The 21,341-nt window shown below is 48.8% G+C and carries 17 protein-coding genes; 7 read left to right on the top strand and 10 right to left on the bottom strand.

The features are described 5' to 3' along the window. From KDK15_RS18760 to KDK15_RS18750, 3 genes are all read left to right on the top strand, one after another. On the top strand, positions 1–205 hold a 205-nt coding region (locus tag KDK15_RS18760), incomplete at its 5' end, for a hypothetical protein (protein WP_257296921.1). A gap of 500 nt (positions 206–705) precedes the next feature. Beyond that, entirely contained in the window at positions 706–2,265 is a 1,560-nt protein-coding gene (locus KDK15_RS18755; protein ID WP_257296920.1) for a SulP family inorganic anion transporter, read from the top strand. A 193-nt stretch (positions 2,266–2,458) separates the two neighbouring features. Then, the gene (locus tag KDK15_RS18750) at positions 2,459–4,423 is read left to right on the top strand and encodes a hypothetical protein (protein WP_257296919.1); all 1,965 of its coding nucleotides are present in this window, start codon (positions 2,459–2,461) and stop codon (positions 4,421–4,423) included. Here KDK15_RS18750 and recG read toward each other — a convergent pair whose 3' ends face one another. Both recG and KDK15_RS18740 read right to left on the bottom strand, forming a co-directional pair. Continuing rightward, positions 4,424–6,508 (bottom strand): ATP-dependent DNA helicase RecG, encoded by a 2,085-nt coding sequence (gene recG, locus KDK15_RS18745; RefSeq protein WP_257296918.1) that lies wholly within the window; start codon positions 6,506–6,508, stop codon positions 4,424–4,426. Between the two features lie 17 nt (positions 6,509–6,525). Then, positions 6,526–7,434, bottom strand: coding sequence for a hydrogen peroxide-inducible genes activator (locus KDK15_RS18740; RefSeq protein ID WP_257296922.1), 909 nt, complete (start codon positions 7,432–7,434; stop codon positions 6,526–6,528). Between the two features lie 177 nt (positions 7,435–7,611). On the opposite strand from KDK15_RS18740, the gene KDK15_RS18735 reads away from it, so the two are divergent. Then, a complete protein-coding gene (locus KDK15_RS18735; RefSeq protein ID WP_257296917.1) occupies positions 7,612–8,469 on the top strand; it encodes an SDR family oxidoreductase in 858 nt (285 codons plus the stop codon). Positions 8,470–9,141: 672 nt separating this feature from the next. Here KDK15_RS18735 and KDK15_RS18730 read toward each other — a convergent pair. From KDK15_RS18730 to rpoZ, 3 genes are all read right to left on the bottom strand, one after another. After that, positions 9,142–9,528: a RidA family protein gene (locus KDK15_RS18730; RefSeq protein WP_257296916.1), complete on the bottom strand. Its 387-nt coding sequence runs from the start codon at positions 9,526–9,528 to the stop codon at positions 9,142–9,144. A gap of 134 nt (positions 9,529–9,662) precedes the next feature. Next, complete coding sequence (gene spoT, locus KDK15_RS18725) at positions 9,663–11,795, bottom strand: bifunctional GTP diphosphokinase/guanosine-3',5'-bis pyrophosphate 3'-pyrophosphohydrolase (protein WP_257296915.1); 2,133 nt, start codon at positions 11,793–11,795, stop codon at positions 9,663–9,665. Positions 11,796–11,880: 85 nt separating this feature from the next. Further along, the gene (gene rpoZ / locus KDK15_RS18720; RefSeq protein WP_066016900.1) at positions 11,881–12,132 is read right to left on the bottom strand and encodes a DNA-directed RNA polymerase subunit omega; all 252 of its coding nucleotides are present in this window, start codon (positions 12,130–12,132) and stop codon (positions 11,881–11,883) included. A gap of 223 nt (positions 12,133–12,355) precedes the next feature. On the opposite strand from rpoZ, the gene KDK15_RS18715 reads away from it, so the two are divergent. Beyond that, positions 12,356–14,173: an aminopeptidase P family protein gene (locus tag KDK15_RS18715; protein WP_257296914.1), complete on the top strand. Its 1,818-nt coding sequence runs from the start codon at positions 12,356–12,358 to the stop codon at positions 14,171–14,173. A gap of 59 nt (positions 14,174–14,232) precedes the next feature. Here the strand turns inward: KDK15_RS18715 and gmk are convergent, their stop codons facing one another. Further along, the gene (gene gmk, locus KDK15_RS18710; protein WP_257296913.1) at positions 14,233–14,853 is read right to left on the bottom strand and encodes a guanylate kinase; all 621 of its coding nucleotides are present in this window, start codon (positions 14,851–14,853) and stop codon (positions 14,233–14,235) included. A gap of 145 nt (positions 14,854–14,998) precedes the next feature. Further along, on the bottom strand, positions 14,999–15,868 hold the full coding sequence (locus KDK15_RS18705; protein WP_257296912.1) for a YicC/YloC family endoribonuclease: 870 nt from the start codon (positions 15,866–15,868) through the stop codon (positions 14,999–15,001). A gap of 258 nt (positions 15,869–16,126) precedes the next feature. On the opposite strand from KDK15_RS18705, the gene rph reads away from it, so the two are divergent. Together rph and KDK15_RS18695 are read left to right on the top strand one after the other, a co-directional pair. After that, complete coding sequence (rph, locus tag KDK15_RS18700; protein ID WP_257296911.1) at positions 16,127–16,840, top strand: ribonuclease PH; 714 nt, start codon at positions 16,127–16,129, stop codon at positions 16,838–16,840. A gap of 86 nt (positions 16,841–16,926) precedes the next feature. Then, complete coding sequence (locus KDK15_RS18695) at positions 16,927–17,514, top strand: ATP-binding protein (protein ID WP_257296910.1); 588 nt, start codon at positions 16,927–16,929, stop codon at positions 17,512–17,514. Positions 17,515–17,615: 101 nt separating this feature from the next. Here KDK15_RS18695 and KDK15_RS18690 read toward each other — a convergent pair whose 3' ends face one another. Genes KDK15_RS18690 through KDK15_RS18680 form a run of 3 tightly spaced genes read right to left on the bottom strand, consistent with a single transcriptional unit; the run spans position 17,616 to position 21,047 of the window. Continuing rightward, a complete protein-coding gene (locus KDK15_RS18690; protein ID WP_257296909.1) occupies positions 17,616–17,756 on the bottom strand; it encodes a hypothetical protein in 141 nt (46 codons plus the stop codon). Positions 17,757–17,800: 44 nt separating this feature from the next. Then, positions 17,801–19,192, bottom strand: coding sequence for an ankyrin repeat domain-containing protein (locus KDK15_RS18685; protein ID WP_257296908.1), 1,392 nt, complete (start codon positions 19,190–19,192; stop codon positions 17,801–17,803). Beyond that, entirely contained in the window at positions 19,119–21,047 is a 1,929-nt protein-coding gene (locus tag KDK15_RS18680) for an ankyrin repeat domain-containing protein (RefSeq protein ID WP_257296907.1), read from the bottom strand. The genes KDK15_RS18685 and KDK15_RS18680 overlap by 74 nt, the downstream gene beginning before the upstream one ends. Between the last annotated feature and the right edge of the window lie 294 nt (positions 21,048–21,341).

Genomic DNA, 21,341 nt, shown 5'->3' with positions numbered 1-21,341 from the left:
CTACTGCCAACTGACCACCGAAAGCAAGGCCGCCTATCTTACCGTGGCGACTTTCATTGTCAAGCAGTCTTTTTCAGAAGCTTTCACTCTCTGTCACGAGACTGCTAAGGCTGCCAGAAGCCCTCTCAACGGAGGTGCATCTTACCGCGCCGGTTTGATTTGTCAACCGGTTGTTTTTCGTTCATTTCCAAACAACCCATCTTAAAACCGTTCTTCCCGGTCAGCGATGAAGGTTCATTCGGCTGATCTTTGGTAACCGTTTGAGTCAGTCCGTGGAAATGGGGTGCATTATACGGCAGATGTTTTATGTAACAACCCGGGAACAATACCAATAATAAAGCAAAGTTCCAAAGCAGGGGTGGCGGTTAGGTGCCAGATAGACTTTAAATAGAGGAGATCCATGACATTGCCTTTACAAACCCCCTTCTTTAGAATGCCCTTTACAAAACAGACAATAGCTTGCGCCTGATTTAAAAGCGCCAAGCTACTTCAGGATAATCAATCGTTGCAAAGTGGAAGCAGTGCTCCAGCCAGCTTGCCAACACTCGATGGTCTCGTTTGCTCCCGGTTCTTTTCACAATAACCCACCGGGCAGTAAGACATATGACAGCTCTACTATTTTCCAAAACAGTAAACAATCAATACCGGTACCTCTGTGCCGTTAACACCTTTCAAGACTCATACATAAATAACTGGAGACACCACTTGTTCGAACCCCACGCCAGAAACGTTGCCACTATAAAGAATGATCTTCTTTCCGGCTTAACGGTAGCACTTGCTCTTGTTCCAGAAGCTGTCGCCTTTGCCTTCGTTGCCGGGGTTGAGCCGCTGGTCGGCTTATATGCCGCCTTTCTTGTTGGTCTGATCACCGCAGCCATTGGTGGCCGCCCGGGGATGATATCCGGAGCAACGGGGGCCCTGGCCGTTGTTATGGTGAGCCTGGTTGCCACTCACGGTGTGCAATATCTGTTCGCGGCGGTGGTTCTGATGGGCATTATCCAAGTGCTCGCCGGCATATTCAAACTCGGAAAGTTCATCAGAATGGTTCCCCATCCGGTCATGCTTGGCTTTGTAAACGGTCTGGCCATCGTGATCTTCCTGGCGCAGCTGAGCCAGTTTGGTGTTCAAGGTGAAGTCGGCTGGTTAACCGGCTCTTTCCTGGAAAACAGTGTTATTGATGTTGCCTGGATGAAAGGCAATGAACTCTATTTGATGCTTGGGTTGGTTGCCTTAACCATGGCCATCATCCATTTTCTGCCCAGGCTGACCACTGCCATTCCTTCTTCTCTGGCCGCCATCATTGTGGTTACCGCTCTCGCCCTTGGCTTGAACCTGGATACCAAAACCGTTGGTGATGTTGCCGGTATTGCGGGGGGGCTTCCTGCTTTCAGCATTCCTTCAGTGCCTTTAACTTTTGAAACCCTGACGATCATCTTACCCTACTCTCTGATTCTGGCCGCTATCGGTATCATTGAGTCACTGCTGACCCTGAGGATGGTTGATGAAATCACCGAAACACATGGCAGCAGTAACCGGGAGTGTGTGGGTCAGGGTGTTGCCAATGTGGTTACCGGTTTCTTTGGCGGCATGGGCGGCTGTGCGATGATTGGCCAGAGTATGATCAATGTGAATTCTGGTGGTCGAGGCCGTCTGTCTGGAATTTCTGCGGCTTTATTTCTGCTGACCTTTATCCTCTTTGCTTCTTCATTAATTGAAATGATTCCAGTGGCTGCCCTGGTTGGTGTCATGTTCATTGTTGTTATCGGAACCTTTGAGTGGAGTAGCTTCCGAATTATGAACAAAGTACCCAGGGGAGATGCCTTTGTGCTGGTCCTGGTTTCGGTAGTGACCGTTCTGACTGATCTGGCTGTGGCTGTTGTTGTAGGCGTTATTGTTTCTGCCCTGATTTTTGCCTGGGATCACGCCAAACAGATCCAAATCATAAAACAGGAAGACCAGGATGGCTCAACTATTTATAAGGTTCATGGCCCGCTATTCTTTGGCTCTACCACACACTTCCTGACGCAGTTTTCGCCAAAGGACGACAACAGGGATGTTATTATCGATTTCCGGGACTCCAGGGTTTGTGATCACTCCGGGCTGGAAGCCATTGATACGCTGGCCGAGCGCTATATGAACAGTGGCAGGACGCTGCACCTCCTTCACCTCAGCAATGACTGCAGGAAGCTGCTGAAAAAGGCGGGTAACCTGGTGGAGGTGAATGTCATAGAAGATCCCAAGTACTTTGTTGCTACCAATGCCTGATTACGTTCCATCATGACTCAAAGCCCGGGCTTTACTCCGGGCTTTTTAATAAATGCAACTTTCACAGGTGTATACAGTTGATCGCGGTAAAAGTCCGGCATTTGTGCTTTTCATTCTGCCTCGCAGATCGTGCCTGATCATCCTTGCAGTAGGGCTATACTTGACTGCCTGAGTCACCTTGGGGGTTAACATTATGCCACCTGCAAAATGGATAAAGAACTGTACCTCTGTCGATACAACGGGCAATGCAATCAAACCTGAAGTAGTTCGTGATATGGCTTGCTTCGATCACCGGTGGGTTCGCTTGTCCCAGGAAGTGTTCGCCAAAATCGCCAGCTATTTATCAATCAACGATATCAATAATTTTGGGCAAACATCGCCGACAACGGGCAATCGTCTGCGGTCATGCGGCCTGGCAGAGGTCCATTACTTCCTCTCCCTGACGAAGCAAAGGCAGTCTTCGTGCCGGGCAATCATTCAGTCCAGTCAGCAACTCCTTGAGCACCTCAGGACGTTGTCCATATTTTCTGTTCGACACTTCCCTGCGCAACTGGGTCCGGCCTTTTACTCATTTTATGCCAATCATTTGCGCCAGCAGATTCTTGATGGGGCAGCACTGACCCTTATACCCAGTGGCAGCTTTAATGTTAAACCCTTTACCCATCATCTGCGTGATCATATTCCCATCCTCATCGAGAGTAAGGCGAAGAATTACAGTGATATTCTGGCTCTGGAGCATGGTCACTGGATCAGGAAAGCTGAAATCAAACACAAGGATTTTGCCTGTTATGGTCATCAGCATGCCGACCATATTTTATTTGTCCCACAATCCGTTCCGGTAAGCTATGGGAGTGCGGGATTTTTTCACTACAATTACAGTGGCAAAGAGCACTTACTGTCTGTTTATGAATGCAGGAATGATTCGTGGGTTGAGCAACAGCAACTGACAACGGGTGACGTTTTTCCTCAATTTGAGAAAAAGTTTATGACTTCCATGTACCTGTCACCTGATGCCAGGTCACTGGTCTGTATTAACATGGGACAAGCTGTTGCTATTCTCGGTCGGGGTGCCGATGGCCAGTGGGTCAATAGAGGCAACATTGATACAGCTCGTAATCATAATTTGCTGTTCAGTGCCGACAGCAAACACCTTGTGCTTTATGATGGATCATGCATTACGGTGATGGGCAAGGCAGACGATGAATCCTGGTCACAAACAGGTGACATTATTGTTAAAGATCCTGATGATGACCTGAAACTCACACCCAATGGCGATAAAGTGAGCGAGTATGAGTTTGATCTGGAAGTGGTATTCAGCCCGGATAACCGCCATTTTGCCACATGGTTTGACAATGCCGGCGAAGATTGCTACGACGGTGCTATTCAACGAGATTATTTCTTTGTCGTCATTTTTGCCCTTGGCCCGGAAGGGCAGTGGCGTGAAAAACAGAGAATTATTAAAACCTGCAAGTGGCCAAGTCATTTTTACGATATTAAACCTGATTTCAGCCCCGATGGTCGACGTCTGATTATCACCACTGAAGATAGTTTGGATATCTGGGAATTAAATACTGACGACCAATGGCTGCCCTCTGTTCAGGAGAAGCCCCCGTGCGGTGGTGGTAAGATTCATTTTTCTGTGGACCCTTGTGAATTCATTAGAAAGAGGTGGCTGTGCGTAACAATCTGGCGCAAAGCGGCGTCCGGAATGTGGGGCCGGACACAAACATTTCCGGCTGAGTCCCTGACAATAATCAGCCCCAGCGGTGAAACCATTGTTTGTAACGACCCTGCGGGCCATACGGATATCTATCAACGTAAACCTGTTGGTAAACCATTCGGTGAACCCACCGTTGAGTGGGTCAGGCAACGCATCGAATTTTCCATCAAAAAAGCAGATTTCAATCAAGAAGGCTGCCTGCTGGCTATGGTTCCTGAAACGGATACTCACAGCCTGATTCTGTTCGGGTTGACGGCAGACGGGAGCTGGCTGGAAAGGAGCCGTTTGCAAACAGAAAACAGGATTTGGAAATTTTGCTTCAGCCCGTGCAGCCGCACCATTCAGGTCACCAGTTTTCTCCCTGACAATGGTGATGTTCTAGTGCCAGAGGTTGTTTCCTTCTGGCAGATCATGCCCGAAACTGTTCCTGATAACTGATCAAACATTCGCGTACTCTTCACCCTTGCCAAGCCAGCGATTCACCAACGGCTCTACCGCTTCTGGTGACTGGTGAATTAATTCCTGAGCGGCAGTGCGCACAGCCATCAGCAAGTCACGATCCCGCTCCAGATCGGCAACCCGGAATTGTGCCAGTCCTGTTTGCCGGGTACCTAAAACCTCACCTGGGCCTCTTAGCTGCAGATCTTTTTCGGCAATCACAAAGCCATCATTCGAATCCCTCATCACCTGCAAGCGCTCTCTGCTTTGCCGGGATAAAGGCGCGTGGTACATCAACAGACAGTGGCTGGCAATATTCCCACGACCCACTCGCCCCCGAAGCTGATGTAACTGAGCCAGCCCCAGTCTTTCCGGATTTTCAATGATCATCAGGCTTGAATTGGGTACATCAACACCCACTTCAATAACGGTGGTTGCCACCAGCAGGTGAAGATGACCTTCCTTGAAAGCTTTCATCACCTCCGCCTTTTCATTGGCTTTCATCCGGCCATGAACCAGACCTATAGACAACTCTGGAAGTGTTTCTTGCAATTGCTCTGCAGTTACTTCTGCTGCCTGACACTGCAATGCTTCAGACTCTTCGATCAGCGTGCACACCCAATAAGCCTGCCGCCCTTCAAGGCAGGCTGCCTTGAGGCGTTTAATGACCTCTTCACGACGGTCGTCACCTATAACTACCGTGTTGATGGGCGTACGTCCCGGCGGCAGCTCGTCAATCACAGAAACATCAAGATCGGCGTAAGCACTCATGGCCAATGTTCTGGGGATTGGGGTGGCGGTCATAATCAGCTGGTCTGGCAGCCCGCCGTTTTTTGCGCCTTTTTTCCGCAGTGCCAGGCGTTGATGAACGCCAAATCGATGTTGCTCATCAATAACCGCCATACCCAGCTTATGGAACATCACATCGTCCTGAAACAGGGCATGGGTGCCGACCACAACCATGGCTTCGCCAGAAGCTATCTGGGCTAAAATTTCCTGGCGTTTTTTACCTTTGGTTTTTCCGGACAGGAAAGCCATGGAAATACCCAGCGGCTTAAGCCAGTTTGAGAAGTTAAGCTGATGTTGCTCAGCCAGAATTTCCGTTGGTGCCATCACTGCGGCCTGATAACCATTTTCTACCGCCTGCAGTGCTGCCAGCGCGGCGACAACGGTTTTGCCCGAACCGACATCCCCCTGCACCAGTCGCAGCATGGGCCGTTCCATGGCCATATCCTGACTGATATCTTCGGCCACTCTTTGCTGCGCAGAGGTCAGGGAGAAGGGAAGATGCCCCAATAACTGTTGGGTTAACCGGCTTTCCGGTGGCATGGCAAAACCACCGATCGCCTGTACCCGCTTTCTGAGTTGCTGGAGGCTGAGGTTATGGCCCAATAACTCCTCAAAAGCCAGACGTTGCTGGGCAGGATGCCGCCCTTCGCTGAGCAGTATCATCGACTCTTCCGGTGGTGGCTGATGCAGTAGGCGAACGGCTTCCACCAGTGAACTGAGGTGATATTTCTGCCGAATCTGCTCCGGAAGAAGTTCCTGCAAAGAGTGCTCATCACCGAGCAGTTTAAATGCCTGTTCACACAAACTGCGTATTCGCTGTTGCGTCAGACCTTCTGTGGCCGGATAGACTGGCGTTAATGTCTCTTCAACGTCAACCGGGGCATCGGCCTTGATCACCCGATATTCAGGGTGATACATCTCAAGCCCGGTGGCACCCCGTCGGGGTTCACCGAAGCATCGAATTTCAACCCCCTGCCTGAGGTTATTTTTCTGGGCAGCGGTAAAGTGAAAGAACCTCAGGCTAATGGATCCGGACCCATCACCAACCCGGCAAAGCAGGCTGCGACGCTTTCCCATCACGATATCTGACGCCAAAATCTTCCCATGAATCACCACATCGGTTTGAGGCTGAAGTGTGCCAATGGGTGTCACTCTGGTTCTGTCCTGATAACGGAGTGGAAGGTGAAAAAGCAGGTCCTGAATAGTGACAATGCCTATTCTGGCCAACTTATCGGCCAGAGCATCACCAACACCTTTTAACGTGGTTACCGGAATATTGTGTAATGACCTGTTCATAATCACCATAGGCCCACTTATTGATTAACCGAACACTGCCTCAAGGCATCAGAAAGCACATCAATTGCCTTCGGCCTCGGGAAGCTGGCCCGCCAGGCCAGGGCCACCGTCCTGCCAGGTGCTGGCGAACAAAATGGCCGGGAGCTGAGAATATTAGGAGCGTAGTGATGATCCACAACGGCTGACTGTGGCAGAACACTGATCCCCATACCTGACGCCACCATATGTCGGATGGTTTCCAGTGAAGTCGCTTCAATACCACTGCCATCACTGCCAGCCTCTTTTTTATTGGCCAGCATCGGGCATGCCTCCAGCACCTGGTCGCGGAAACAGTGGCCTTCGCCCAGAAGCAGCAACTCTTCTTTGACCAGGTCAGCCGGATCAATTTCTCTCTGACTTTCCAAGGGATGGCCACCTGGCAACAATACCCTGAAAGGCTCATCATAAAGCGGCCTGGTTAACACATCCGGTTCATTAAAGGGCAGGGCAACGATAATGGCATCCAGCTCCCCCAGACGAAGTTTTCGGCGTAAAACAGCCGTAAAGTTTTCCTCAATATAAAGCGGCATATTGGGGGCGGCCTGTGCCAGTTGGGGAATCAGATGGGGAAAAAGGTATGGGCCAATGGTGTAGATAGCGCCCACTCGCAGGGGTGAACTGAGCTGATCCTGACCGGTTTTTGCCAGTTGCCTGATGGCCGACGCCTCTTCCAGGACTTTCTGAGCCTGACTGAGGATCAATTCACCCATTGGAGTAACACGAACCGCATTCCGGGTTCGCTCAAACAGGGCAACACCCAGCTCATCTTCCAGCTTTTTGACCCCGACACTCAGTGTTGGCTGGCTGACAAAGCACTTACTGGCAGCTCTGCCAAAGTGCTGCTCCTGGGCAAGGGTGACAATGTAGCGAAGTTCTGTCAGTGTCATAATGATTTTCAACTGTTTTGATAAGACAGCTCGATCAACCTCCCTGAACTCATAAAAGCCCTGAAAGACTGGCAAGGATGCTCGTGCCATCTATAATACTGTAAATTTATACAGCCATATAAATGAAATTGCCATTATGCTTTTTTCGAAGATTATACCAACCAATAGACTTTAGCTATGAATAAGCTCAATATATTGATTGCGGGTTGTGGCGATGTTGGTTGTGAACTCGCCCGGCAGCTGACCGCCATGAAATGCTTTAATGTCTGGGGGCTACGGCGAAATATTGCCAGGCTACCCTCTGACGTTAACCCCATCCAGGGTGACCTTTTTAATGCCGAAGGGCTTGGTAACTGGCCTGGGCAGATTGACTATGTGGTATATTCCGCCGCCACTAATGGAAGATCGGAAGAGCATTATCAACAGGCTTACATTGATGGGCTGCAGAATATTCTTAACCGTCTGGTGAAAGAGCAATACCAGCCAAAACGTATTTTTTTCACTTCCAGCACCAGCACTTTCCACCAGAGTAATGGAGAATGGGTGAATGAAACGTCGGCAACTCAGCCGGTGAAATTCAATGGTCGAATCATGCTGGCAGCAGAAAAGCGGTTACAGCATGCTCCCTTCCCTGGCACGGCTATACGTTTTGGCGGGATTTATGGACCCGGGCGAAACCGCCTAATCAGCCGGGTGTTGAAAGGTGAGGGCTGCCCAATAAAGCCTGCCGTATACAGCAACCGAATTCACCAAAAAGACTGTGCCGGCATCATCGCCCACCTTATTCGAAGAGATATGGATTATCTGCCGGTAGATAACTTATATCTCGGCGTCGACAGTACCCCGGCGACAACGTTTGATGTGCTGCAGTGGCTTGGTGAACAATTGAATGTGTCATTAGACAATATCAATTATCCATCGCCACAAAGAGGGAATCGACGGTGCTCCAACCAGCGGATTGTTGAGACAGGTTATAAATTTTACTTTCCTGACTATAAAAGTGGTTATGCAAGCCTTCTCCATAACAGGGATTAAAGCAGTCAGGTTCTGCGGGCAGACTGACTGTCAGCAGAACCTGATAATCCACAGGATAAAAAAACCTGATCTAGCTTTAATACAGGCTTATTAACGGTTTACCAAGATATAATTCACAGAGTTATCCACAAGATAGGTTTAGGATACTATCGTACAATAATGCGGCTCATTATTTTTGAACTATCGCTTTAAAAATCTTTCTAACGGTTAGCCCGTTTATTTTTAACCACTGAAAAGAGCACAAGATTGTGAGCGCCGCCCCATCAACTTCTTTTGCACCAATACACAACAGGGTGCAGAGCCTCAATTCAGAAAACAACAAGAGCACTTTGCCCGCACATTGCCACTCAGGACGATCTGTTAATGAAGTTTCCGGAGGGCAAGGTGATATAGCAAGGCACTCTTTACCCACAGGGCAAGGCTGTATAAAGAATGAATCAAACTCAGAAATTATCGATATGCAATGGCAGAGCCACTGTCAGTTCTATTCCGAGTGCTCACACTGCCTGAGACTCCAAACTAAACCCAGTATCGACAATGCAACTCGACCAATTGTGATTATTGATACATCAAAAAGCTGCAAAAGAATCAAACCAAAAAGCAATGTTCGCCGCAGAATATTCGTAGAGCCCCTGACTGAAGATAACCAGAAGCTCCTATCACTGCAGAAACTTACTTTAGTTCCAGAATAGCCTCTACCTCCACCGGTACACCTTTTGGCAACTCTTTGACACCAACAGCGGCACGGGCAGGGTAAGGCTGTTTAAAAAACTCAGCCATGACCTCATTGACTTCAGCAAAGTTTGTCATATCGGTCAGGAAAATCGTCACTTTGGCAGCATCATCAAGGGTACCGCCAGCCGCCATGGCAATGGCTTTCAGGTTTTCAAAGCAGAGACGGGTTTTCTCCTTAAAGCTTCCCTCCAATAATTCCATGGTTTCAGCAACCAGTGGAATCTGACCCGAGATATAAACAGTGGTTCCTGCTTTTACCGCCTGGGAATAGGTGCCAATGGCTTTGGGTGCCATATCGGTATTAATCGTCTGTCGGTTACTCATCAATCTACTCTCTCGAACTTGGGAATCAGAAGCATAGGAGGCCCATGGAAAAAAGGAAAAAGAAGATAGTGGTTACTATTTTTTAATGGTGTTGTATCAAGGTGTTTTCTTGTAGTGCTTTAATCAACAAAAGTTTATGAATCTCGACGTCGTCGAATTATGGAGTGAACACCTTTAATAACCCGAAGTCGTTTAATAATTTTTGCCAGATGCAGCCTACCCCGAACACTGAGTAGCAGCTGAACAATGCTGCATCGAGAGTCCTGCTCTACCATACTGATCTTCTCAATATTCCCTTCCACCGCCGTAATTGCGGTAGCCAGAGTAGCAATCATACCACGGTGATGCTCCAGCTCTACGCTGAGTTCTACAGTAAACTCACCGGAGACGTCCTTATCCCACTCAACTTCCAGAACCTTCTCCGGGTTATGTCGAATTTCAGAGACATTCGGGCAGGTATCGGTATGAATAACAATGCCTCGTCCGGAGCTGACATGGCCAACAACCGGGTCTCCCGGTATTGGATAACAGCATTTGCCAAAGCTGATGACCATTCCTTCAGAGCCACGAATAGAGAGCGGTTTCTCACTGTTGGACAGGTCCAGCTGGCTCTTGTTCTCGGGCAGACTACCAGGCTCAACCAGTATCTTGGCGACGATATAGGCCATACGGTTACCGAGGCCAATATCTTCCAGAAGTCCATCAAGGTCATCCAGACCAAACACAGATAATTGCTGGCGAATAACCTGTTCACTAATCTGCCCAAGGCTACTGTCAAAACTGACCAGTGCTTTGCTCAGTAAACGTCGGCCCAGGGCAATTGATTCATTTCTGCGCTGATGTTTCAGGAAATGGCGAATATTGGACCGCGCCTTACCCGTGACAACAAAATTCAACCAGGCCGCATTGGGTCTTGCACCGGGCGCGGTAACGACTTCAACCGTTTGGCCACTCTGCAACGGCTGACTGAGTGACGCCAGACGTTTATTTATACGACAAGCTACACATGTATTACCCACATCGGTATGAACGGCATAAGCATAATCAACCGCTGTCGCACCTTTGGGCAGCTCAAGAATATGCCCTTTGGGCGTAAAGACATAAACTTCATCCGGGAAGAGATCGATTTTAACGTTCTCAATAAACTCCAGTGAGTCTCCGGCATTTTTCTGCAGTTCCAGTACGCCTTTGAGCCACTGCCGGGTTCTGGCATGACTACCTGACAGCGCTTCTTCTCCGGACTTATAAAGCCAGTGGGCAGCAATACCATTATTGGCCATGTCTTCCATTTCCTGGGTCCGGATCTGGATTTCTATGGGCACACCGTGCATACCAAACAGGGTGGTATGAAGGGACTGGTAGCCATTGGCTTTCGGGATGGCGATGTAATCCTTGAACCGCCCGGGAATGGGCTTATAAAAGTTATGGACAATGCCAAGGGCTCGATAGCAGCTGTCAACCTTGTCCACAATGATTCGGAACGCAAACATGTCCATGATGTCATCAAAAGACTTACTCTGGTTCTTCATCTTGCTGTAGATGCTGTACAGATGCTTTTCACGACCCACTACCCGGCCTTTAAGGCCTTCTTCCTCCAGACGGGCAGCAATTGCCTGCTGAACCTGGCTGACCAGGTCTTTACGGTTGCCACGGGCATTGCGCACCGCCTGCCGAATCAGCCGGGCCCGCATGGGGTACATGGCAAAGAAGCCCAGATCCTCCAGCTCTATTCGAAGCGTATGCATGCCAAGACGGTTGGCAATCGGAACATAGATATCCAGCGTTTCTTTGGCAATGCGACGGCGCTTGTCAGGCCTCAGCACACCCAGGGTGCGCATATTATGGAGGCGGTCCGACAGCTTAACCAGAATGACCCGGATATCCTTGGCCATGGCCAGCGCCATTTTCTGGAAGTTTTCTGCCTGGGCCAGCGTTTTGTTTTCAAAATTCATGTGGGTCAGCTTGCTGACCCCATCCACAAGGTCCGCAATCACATCACCGAACTGCCCGGCAATGTCCTGCTTTTCGATACCGGTGTCTTCAATGACATCGTGCAACATGGCCGCCATCAGGCTCTGATGGTCCATGTGCATATCGGCAAGAATAGAGGCTACTTCGAGGGGATGAATAATGTACGGATCGCCGCTTCGGCGTGTTTGTCCGTCATGGGCCTGCTCCGCATAATAGTAGGCCCGACGAACCAGGTTGACCTGCTCGGCATTCAGATAGGACTTCAAGCGGCCGGCAAACTCATCGATGGTCAGCAAAGTCCGCTCCTTACGCGCAGATCATCCATTGCACCTTCTTATCTTCTAAAGCTTGTGATCTAAAGATAGTACGAAGGTAAAACGCTTATTGTTCTACACCAGCCAGAAACATTGCTGCTTCATCGTCATCAACCGTGCGGTCGTCAACGGAAAGAGGGGTCACCAGGCCTTCGGCGATTTCACGCAGAGCAACAACCGTTGCCTTATCATTCTCCCAGTCTACCTTGGGATCCTTACCACCAATGGTCAGCTGGCGGGCACGCTTGGAGGCGACCATCACCAGTTCAAAGCGGTTATCTACGTTATCCAGACAGTCTTCTACAGTTACTCGAGCCACATTTTACTCCATCAATTTAGTATCAGGTTCCAAAAACAGAACCTTAATGCCGGTTTGCCTGACCCTTTAGTGTACTTTACGACCTGTAGCCAGACAAGCTTTAGCAGGGTTAGTGTTTGCTCCATGAAGGGTGCAGATTATAGTATTCGCAGGCATCATCTAATTAGAAAAAAAACCTGCCCAAAACTCACTCGCCGAATGGCCAAAAGCCTGGAATAGATACATGGTGAATATCCCGAACCGCTCTGGCTTAACCAAGAGCCCAAAGAGCACCAAAAAGCTTCAAGATCTTCGTGGCGCAATGGCTGAATATGGCATTGACGCCTGGATCATCCCGTCTTCAGATGCCCATAACAGTGAGTATGTAGCCCCTCACTGGGAAGGGAGAGCCTGGATTTCTGGCTTTACTGGCTCTGCAGGCACCCTGATAGTGACAAAGGATAAAGCAGCCCTGTGGACAGACGGCCGCTACTTTATTCAGGCATCAGAACAGCTGACAGGTTCAGAAATCACCTTGATGAAAGATGGTCAGCCCGAAGTCCCATCAATGTTTGACTGGTTGACAGAAGCAGTCTCTGACCAGGGTTGCATTGGCTTCGATGGTGCCACTCTGAGTCTGAGCCAGGTCAGAAATCTCGAAAAGAAACTGGCGGCTAAATCGGTTACTTTGAAATTTGATCAGGATCTGCTGAATGATATATGGACCAACAGGCCAGCATTGCCTGCTGAGCCTGTCTTTATTCACCAAGACGCCCATGCCGGTAAAACCCTCACAGAGAAGGTCACTGAGGTTCGGGAAATTCTCAAGGAGCGGAAAGCGACAGAGCTTCTTATCACCACACTGGATGATATTGCCTGGCTGTTTAATCTAAGGGGCTCTGATATTGACTGTAACCCGGTATTTCTTGCCTATGCACTGATTTCACCGGACAGCATCACACTGTTTACCAACAAAGAGCGAATAGAAGCGGATGCGCTGTCAGCCATGGCAAAAGCTGGCGTAGAGCTGGCGGCTTATGATGAAATCCTGGACCGGTTATCAACGCTTACGGATAACACTCACCTGATGATCAACCCGGCCACCACGGGGTACCAACTGGCCTCCACAATTCCTGCATCAATTAACCTTATCGAAGACAGATTGCCAACCACCGACCTGAAGGCCATCAAAAACAGCACTGAGATAGAACGGATGAAGGATTGTCATCGCCGGGATGGTGCTGCCATGGTCCGCTTTATCCGATGGCTGGAAAGCAATATTCCCACAGGGCAGCTGAATGAAGTCAATATTGATGAGCAGCTGCTGCAGTTCCGCTCAGAGTCAGAGTATTTCCGGGGGGTCAGCTTTCCCTCGATTGTCGGTTATGCCGGACATGGCGCTATCTGTCACTATCGGGCGGATGAAGAGTCCGCTTATTCCATTCAAAACAAAGGTTTGCTGTTAATCGACTCCGGCGCTCAGTACCCGGATGGAACAACAGATATCACCCGCACATTTGCCTGTGGTGAGATGACGGATGAGGAGAAGAGAGACTATACCCTGGTGATGAAAAGCCATATCGCCCTGGCGACTGCCAGGTTCAAGGAGGGAACACGGGGGATACAACTGGATGCCATTACCCGTCAGCCTTTGTGGAGTGAAGGTATCGACTTTAATCATGGTACCGGCCATGGGGTGGGCTATTTCCTGAATGTGCATGAGGGCCCCCAGAGCATCAGTCCGAGATGGTTTGACGTTGCCCTGAAGCCCGGCATGCTGGTGACGAACGAACCGGGCATTTACCGTGATAGCAAACATGGTGTCAGGCTTGAGAATATTATGCTGATCGCTGAGGACATCGAGAATGAGTTTGGCAAGTTCTTTAAACTGGTCCCGATGACCCTTGCTCCCTTTGACACTCGACCTTTGTTGAAAGACTTAATGACGGATGCAGAAATCCAGTGGCTGAATAGCTACCACGCAACGGTGAGAGAAGCACTCTCCCCACTTCTGGATGGGCATGATCTTGATTGGCTAAAAGAAGCGACTGAGAAACTGTAACAAAAGGAAATGATTCTGCTCGCGAGTCACCATAAAAGCTCACGGGCAGAATTTTAAATTTACCTTAAATGTATCAGTTCCTTAATCAAGTCTTCCTTGTAATGCTGCATCCAATTGATTGACAGGCGCTGGCTTCGAATAATGGTTTGCAAGTCTCGTAAGGCAAGATCAAACTCATCATTGATTACCAGGTAGTCAAACTCACCATAATGGGACATGTCACTGACGGCCTGAGACATACGCCTTTCAATGATCGAAAGACCATCGGTAGCCCGCCCGATCAACCGTTCCCTCAGAGCCTCGAGAGAAGGTGGCAGGATAAAGATTGACACGGCATCAGGCAACAAACGGCTTACCTGTTGCGCTCCCTGCCAGTCAATTTCCAGAATAACATCTTCACCTTTGTTCAGCTGTTCACGAACCCAGTGTGCCGAGGTTCCATAATAATTACCAAATACTTCTGCATGCTCGAGAAACATGCCTTTGTCCAGCATGTCCCGGAAACCTTCGACAGAAGTAAAGTGGTAGTTTACGCCATCCTGCTCGCCGGGCCGGATACTCCGGGTTGTATGAGAAACAGACACACGCACATGTGGCGTAGATTCAACCATGGCCTTTACCAGGCTGGTCTTTCCAGCGCCGGAAGGGGCAGCAATAATGTAAAGTTTGCCAATATTCATGAACACTCCAGGGAAGGCTCCCTGTTTTAAGCCTATGTACTAAAAAGATAAGCCAGATTGGGAGGATGACCGAGAATAGACTGCCAGGAAATAAGCCCTGTTATTTACCACAAAAAAAATAACTTATTGATTATATAAGGCTTTCCTATTCAATATTTTGGGCCTGTTCGCGCATTTGCTCGATAAAGACCTTAAGGTTTACTGCGGCCTGGGTAAGGCCAGCATGAATTGACTTGGAAGAAAGGGTATTTGCCTCCCGGTTGAGCTCCTGCATCAGAAAATCCAATCGGCGCCCTACCGCTCCCTGCCCGGGTTTTTTCAGTGTTCTGCGCACCTCAGCTATGTGCGTTTCCAGACGATCCAGCTCTTCATCAACATCCATCTTCTGAGCCAGCATCACCATTTCCTGTTCCAGCCTCTCCGGATTTAACTCCTGTCTGGCTTCATACAGTCGATCAAGGATTTTCTCACGCTGGCTTTGCAGAATTTCCGGCAGCAACCCACGAAGCTGCAACACCTCATCCCCCATTTTATCCAAACGGGCCTCAATGAAAGACTTCAACTCCTGTCCTTCCCGCTGTCTCATCTCATTCAGCTGAATAAGCGCTGTGTTGAACCCTTTTATGGCAACCCGATGAACGACGGCCATTTCCGTTTCCTCATTACTCTGCACGCCGGGCCATTGCAAAACCTCAAGAGGATTGACCGGTGCAACCTGAGAAAAATGGGTCTCAACCTCACGTACCGCCAGTTGCAGCTTTTCCAGCAGGACACGATTCAGGTCAAGCACCTGCTCTTTTTCAACCAGCTGATATTTAAGGCTGCATTCAACCTTGCCTCTCTTCAGTTGCTTGCGAATCAGTTCTCTCAACGCAGGCTCGATCTCCCGTGCCTGTTCAGTGAGACGGAAGTGGGGCTCAAGGTAACGATGGTTAACGGATCGAATCTCCCATACCAGGCTTCCCCAATCCTCCTGTATCTGAACACGGGCGAATGCAGTCATGCTGGAAGTCATGAAATACTCTTTAATCGGTGGGCTAAAGACTCATTATTTCAGAAGTTTATCTACAAAATAAACCGATGAGATAAGATTTTGAAAAAATATAGTGCTAAAAATACTGACCACTTGAGTGTATATCATTGATTTAATAACGCAGTATCAACAGAGAGACTTAATTATCCAAACTCTATTTTCCTGAAAACCCACTGAACAGTTATAATTCCGCAAATTTTGCAGTGCTTAAGTTTTTTCAGACATACCAAGGTAACCCAAATGCGCCCTAGCGGAAGAACGGCAGACCAATTACGTGATGTAAAAATCACCCGCAACTATACCAAACACGCAGAAGGATCTGTGCTCGTTGAGTTTGGCGATACCAAAGTCATCTGTACCGCGTCGGTCGAACGCGGTGTGCCTCGTTTTCTCAAAGGAACCGGCCAGGGCTGGATCACCGCCGAGTACGGCATGTTACCCCGGTCCACCACGGAACGAATGGGAAGGGAAGCCTCCAGAGGCAAGCAGGGTGGCAGGACACTGGAGATTCAACGCCTGATCGGCCGTGCTTTGCGTGCTGCGGTAGACATGAAAAAGCTCGGGGAAAACACCATTAATATTGACTGTGATGTGATTCAGGCCGACGGTGGCACACGCACAGCCTCAATTACCGGCGCCTGTGTGGCACTGGTTGATGCACTGCGCCATATGCAGGAGAAAATGGTCAAAAGTGATCCTTTCCTGCACATGATTGCCGCCGTTTCCGTGGGAATCTACAAAGGCAGCCCGGTTCTTGACCTTGATTATCCTGAGGACTCCAGTGCTGAAACGGACATGAACGTCGTGATGACCGATGCAGGCGGATTTATCGAGGTTCAGGGAACGGCGGAAGCAGCCCCTTTCAGCCAGAATGAAATGCTGGCCATGATGGCGTTGGCACGATCCGGTATTGAAGAAATTATTGAGTTACAGAAAAAAGCGTTAGCAGAATGACACTTTACTGCCTGTCCTTTTGCTTGAGCTATTTTTAATAGAACCCGGCTATATGCCGGGTTCTTACTCTGTAACAGGCTGGCAGCATGATTATTTCTATCATTGGTTCCCATGGAACGGGTAAAACAACCCTCTGTAACTCTCTGATGAAAGCACTGGGGAGTGAATGGTCAGTTTTCAGCGATTATTATCGAAAAATCGCAAAACAACTGCAGTATAAGACGCCCCGTGACGCAGTAGTTGAAGATCAGGCAATCCGTCAGGTGACTTCAACGGCCATGGCTGGATCGGCACTGGGTGCCATGCTTGAGTGGACACAGAATCTGCAAGGTCATGGTATTATCGATACAGGTCCTCCTTCATTACTTGCCTACCATCGATATTGGCTGAAAATATGCGATACCCCTATCAGCCCTTATATGCTCAAGCTGGCCAACACCATTAGCCAGAAAATTGATGCTTACTGCTACCTGCCAACAGGAAAATTTGCACTGGAGAATGATGGCATTCGCAGTGACGATGTCATCTTCCAGAAAGATATTGATCAGTGGGTGCTCTGCAACAGCGCCAATCCCGGAATATCTGAAAAAAAGATTCTGACGATGGAAAGTACTGATATACAAAAAAGAACCGATGAATGCATCCAGATGATCCAAAGCTTCATCAGAAAATAACAGTACATTAATCTTTTCTTATTAATTGATCACTTGCGGTTCTTTTCGAATTCGAAATTGTAATATTTCAGCAAATATAACCGGCTGCTATTGATGGATTTTCACCGGACATAATTCAAAAGTGTCAGCATTTGATTACGGCGCTTTTTAAACCGGGGATCAGCTTCCAGAAGATTGACAATCTCGGTTAATCCCTGCTGCCTGGCTTTTGTCGCAGCAGTATGGAGAGCGTTGTTAGACATATTAATTCTTGTACGTTTGTCGTTAATTAGTAGTTTTGCACACGCTATATGCTTGTTATATACGGATAATATAAGCGCTGTCCCCTACCCGGAGTAATGCTATTGACATCAATGTCCGCGCGCTCCAGTAACAACCTGACGCAATCGTCGTGTCCCCCATCGGCAGCGCTGTGCAGAGGCGTAAAGCCTTTCCTGTTTTTGCTATTGACTTGAAGGCGAGGACACGTCAGTAATTTTTCGACAACTTCTGTATGACCGTTAGCAGCGGCTAAGTTCAGAGGTGTCCAGTGATAGTAATTCTTCACATCAACCTTGATGTCGAGTCTGTTTAATAACAAATTGACACAATCTATGTGCCCATTTTTAGCAGCATCGTGCAGGGGGGTACAGCGATCTAAAGACCTCGCATTAACTGCAATGCCGACTCGGCTCATTAACACCTCAACACAGCTTGTGTGCCCACTTGAGGCAGCAAAATACAGGGGTGTTTCACGGTTTTTATTTTTTAAATTGATTCTACAGCCGCCATAGCAAACAGTGTGCAGTAAGTTAAGAAATTTCAACAGTTCACAGCTCGCCTGATGGGAAAAAAATTTGGCGATATCCTCGGCCTTGTCGGTCTGTTCCATTGCCTGGGTCAGGAGCGCATAACAGGTCTGCTCAGGCCAGGTGCAGAAGTCAATTGACGTTAAATGAGGCAGAACAAGCGTCATGTGATTGTCTGTTTCAAAAGTACATGGTTGCTCTGCGTTCAGACATGGGTCATGAGCAAATAACCAGAAGAAAAGTTCGTTAATCGTACCTATATACAGTTGCGAATCGGTTCCACCAGGAATGGCGAGAAATACTCTGGTGGATGACCCGAAGAAATGGTTGGTTACCCAGCCCTGTAGTTTTTCCCGATACCGATCCAGGCGATAGCAGTCTTCGGAATAATCGATCAATGTCCACAGATCAAGCTGCTCTTCCGCTTTCTTTGCCAGCAAACAGTTGACTGGCCTGAAGAGAGAACTGTCCAGTGTTTCGGTTCTGTCCGCCGTTAACTCGGCGCTAGCAATGGCATCTGCTGTTTCCCATGCCGATACCCCCAGTTGTTGCAAAGCAGCCCCAAACTGATCAGACCATTCAGTGGCGATTTTTCGAAAGACCGTACATGCGTTGACTGACAGTGGAGCCTCAGAAAGAAAACGTTGGACAAGGCCATCGTCCAGATGGGTCTCAGCCTCTGGATCAGCCTCTGAAGGCAGTCCCAGAAGCTCACAGTAAAGATTATGAAAGCAATTATACCAGTGGACTTCATTGCCTGGCGGAATATGCTCAGGCCCCTTCCGTTGCTGTAGAAACATGAATGAATTAATAAATTCATCGAACAACTCCTGTCTTGCCTTGAACAGTGTTGCCTTGGCTGACCGCAAAGTCCAAAGGCGTCTTACCATCCACATCCGTGGCATTGATATTCACGCCATCAGCGGCAATCAGTCGTTTCACACTCCTGCTGTTACCCTTGATGAACGCACAGTGCAGGGGCGTCCTCCCTTCATTATCTATAGCATTGATATTCACGCCCCCCGCTGAGATCAGTTGTTCTATGCATTTGCTGTTGCCTTTTTCTGCGGCCTTGTGCAGGGGCGTCCTTCCGGACTCATCAGCGACATTGATATTCGCCCCAAGTTCGAGGAGTATGTCCACGCAATTACAGCTGAGACCAGCGACCATGTGCAGGGCCGTCCTGCCGTTTTTATCGGTGGCATTAATATTTGCGCCGAGGGTGACCAGTTTTTCCATGCATTTGTGCTGGAAGTTACAGGCGGCCTGGTGCAAGGGTGTTGAGTCGTCATCAGTAACGGCCTCAACATAGGCACCACGGGTGACGAGGAATTCCACGCATTTGCTGTGCCCATAATTGGCTGCCAGGTGCAGGGGCGTCATACCTTTTGTATCGTTGGCGGCATTAACTTTTGCACCGGCGACGACGAGGGATTCCACGCACTCGCTATGGCCATACTGGGAAGCCCAGTGCAGGGGCGTATTGCCGTATACATCGACGGCATTGATATTTAATCCCTCGACATCAATCAGCACTAACACGCACGCAATATTGCCCTGAAAAGCGGCCCAATGCAGGGCCGTTTTGCTGTCCTCATCAGTGGCATTAATATTCACTCCATGGTCAGTGACCAGCTGCTTCAGGTACTGAGTGTTGCCCTGAAAAGCGGCCCAGTGCATGGGTTTCATGCCATTATTTACTAATTTCATCAGTTCCCAACACTCAATTTTACTTTTATCGAGCACACTGGCCAGCACAATGTTCCAGGGTGTCCTGGCAAGATTATCAATGGCATGAACATCTACTCCCACGGTGGTGAGTAGCTCTTGCAGGCACTTGGCATTGCCTTGTTCAGCGGCCCAGTGCATGGGAGTCATGCCATCCTTATCGGTGGCATTGATATTCACCCCTTCGGTAGCGATCAACTGCTTCAGCCGCTCAATATTGCCCCGGTAAGCAGCCCGGTGCAAGGCTGTCCTGCCGTACTTATCGGTAGCATTGATAGCCACTTCTTTTTGGTTCGTGTTCTGCACTCGCGGACGCTTTATGTTGTCTTGATCCGCCGCGCAACAGGGAGACACCCCGGCCTGCTCCGAACCCTCTGGACAACGGTCAGGAATGGATTCACCAGGGGGAAAGCCACTGCGTTCCGGCCGGTTATTACCTTCAGAAATATCGCTAACACCTTTGCCTTTTGCATGGAATGCCTCTTTTGTCTTAGCAGTCTTGGCTTGCCACTCTTGAGTAAGATGACCATTGACCTCATCAAGCTGAGTATGATGATCATTGACCTCATCAAGCAATTGTTGAAACCCTTTGGCGATAGAGCTTTCTGATTTTTTCATCAGAGCACAAACACCGCGCCCCAATGGCCGCACCCCGTCAGCACTCTTTGCTTCCGTCTGAAGCCTGAGCATCAAGCCAGTTAGCATCGTGACCTTTTTCTTTTTGCTGCTCTTATTGCCACTGTCCACCGGTAACCCATGTTCAGCAAAATCATTTTTAAGGTTACTCAAATTGCAGGGGTTCGCATCTTGTTTGGTCTTTGCCCTGCTGCATATACGTTTTGCGAGACTCTTGACCGCCTTACCATCCATATCCTGCAAGAAGCGGTCAATTGCAGATAAACTGATATTCCTGCGATCAAACCTCGCCGGTGCTCTGCTGGCGCTTTCGCCCTGACATCCATCTTGAAACTGGGGTTGAGTCACAACTGTGCCTGAGGCAAGAGATGGAATATTCATAAAAAAAACACCGCTTGATTCAATTTGCATAATCAGACGTCATACCGAACAAGAAGTTCAAAAACTTGAATAACAGAAAACTATAGTATTGACGCTGAACGCCACAAGAATATTTTTCCTTTTTCAGTGAAGTTCCCATCTATCCGGGAACAAAACGATTAATCAGGGGCAGGAACAAGAAATAGTTATACAAATTCCGCCTTCTAAATATGATATCGAGCATGTCATTTTGGACCGCTGGGCAAGGCGGAATGACGAGTAATAGCAGGACTATTGCGAGGAATTCCAACGAAG

The organism is Endozoicomonas sp. YOMI1 (assembly GCF_024606345.1).
Taxonomy (GTDB): domain Bacteria; phylum Pseudomonadota; class Gammaproteobacteria; order Pseudomonadales; family Endozoicomonadaceae; genus Endozoicomonas.
Note: the sequence above shows the minus strand (reverse complement) of the source record. Positions and strands in the feature narration are given on the sequence as shown.

Excerpts from the sequence above, each read along its gene's own strand:
- KDK15_RS18750 (WP_257296919.1), top strand. The coding sequence starts at position 2,459 with ATGCCACCTGCAAAATGGATAAAGAACTGTACCTCTGTCGATACAACG.
- recG (WP_257296918.1), bottom strand. The coding sequence starts at position 6,508 with ATGAACAGGTCATTACACAATATTCCGGTAACCACGTTAAAAGGTGTT.
- KDK15_RS18740 (WP_257296922.1), bottom strand. The coding sequence starts at position 7,434 with ATGACACTGACAGAACTTCGCTACATTGTCACCCTTGCCCAGGAGCAG.
- KDK15_RS18735 (WP_257296917.1), top strand. The coding sequence starts at position 7,612 with ATGAATAAGCTCAATATATTGATTGCGGGTTGTGGCGATGTTGGTTGT.
- KDK15_RS18730 (WP_257296916.1), bottom strand. The coding sequence starts at position 9,528 with ATGAGTAACCGACAGACGATTAATACCGATATGGCACCCAAAGCCATT.
- KDK15_RS18715 (WP_257296914.1), top strand. The coding sequence starts at position 12,356 with ATGGTGAATATCCCGAACCGCTCTGGCTTAACCAAGAGCCCAAAGAGC.
- gmk (WP_257296913.1), bottom strand. The coding sequence starts at position 14,853 with ATGAATATTGGCAAACTTTACATTATTGCTGCCCCTTCCGGCGCTGGA.
- KDK15_RS18705 (WP_257296912.1), bottom strand. The coding sequence starts at position 15,868 with ATGACTTCCAGCATGACTGCATTCGCCCGTGTTCAGATACAGGAGGAT.
- rph (WP_257296911.1), top strand. The coding sequence starts at position 16,127 with ATGCGCCCTAGCGGAAGAACGGCAGACCAATTACGTGATGTAAAAATC.
- KDK15_RS18695 (WP_257296910.1), top strand. The coding sequence starts at position 16,927 with ATGATTATTTCTATCATTGGTTCCCATGGAACGGGTAAAACAACCCTC.
- KDK15_RS18690 (WP_257296909.1), bottom strand. The coding sequence starts at position 17,756 with ATGTCTAACAACGCTCTCCATACTGCTGCGACAAAAGCCAGGCAGCAG.
- KDK15_RS18685 (WP_257296908.1), bottom strand. The coding sequence starts at position 19,192 with ATGGTAAGACGCCTTTGGACTTTGCGGTCAGCCAAGGCAACACTGTTC.
- KDK15_RS18680 (WP_257296907.1), bottom strand. The coding sequence starts at position 21,047 with ATGAATATTCCATCTCTTGCCTCAGGCACAGTTGTGACTCAACCCCAG.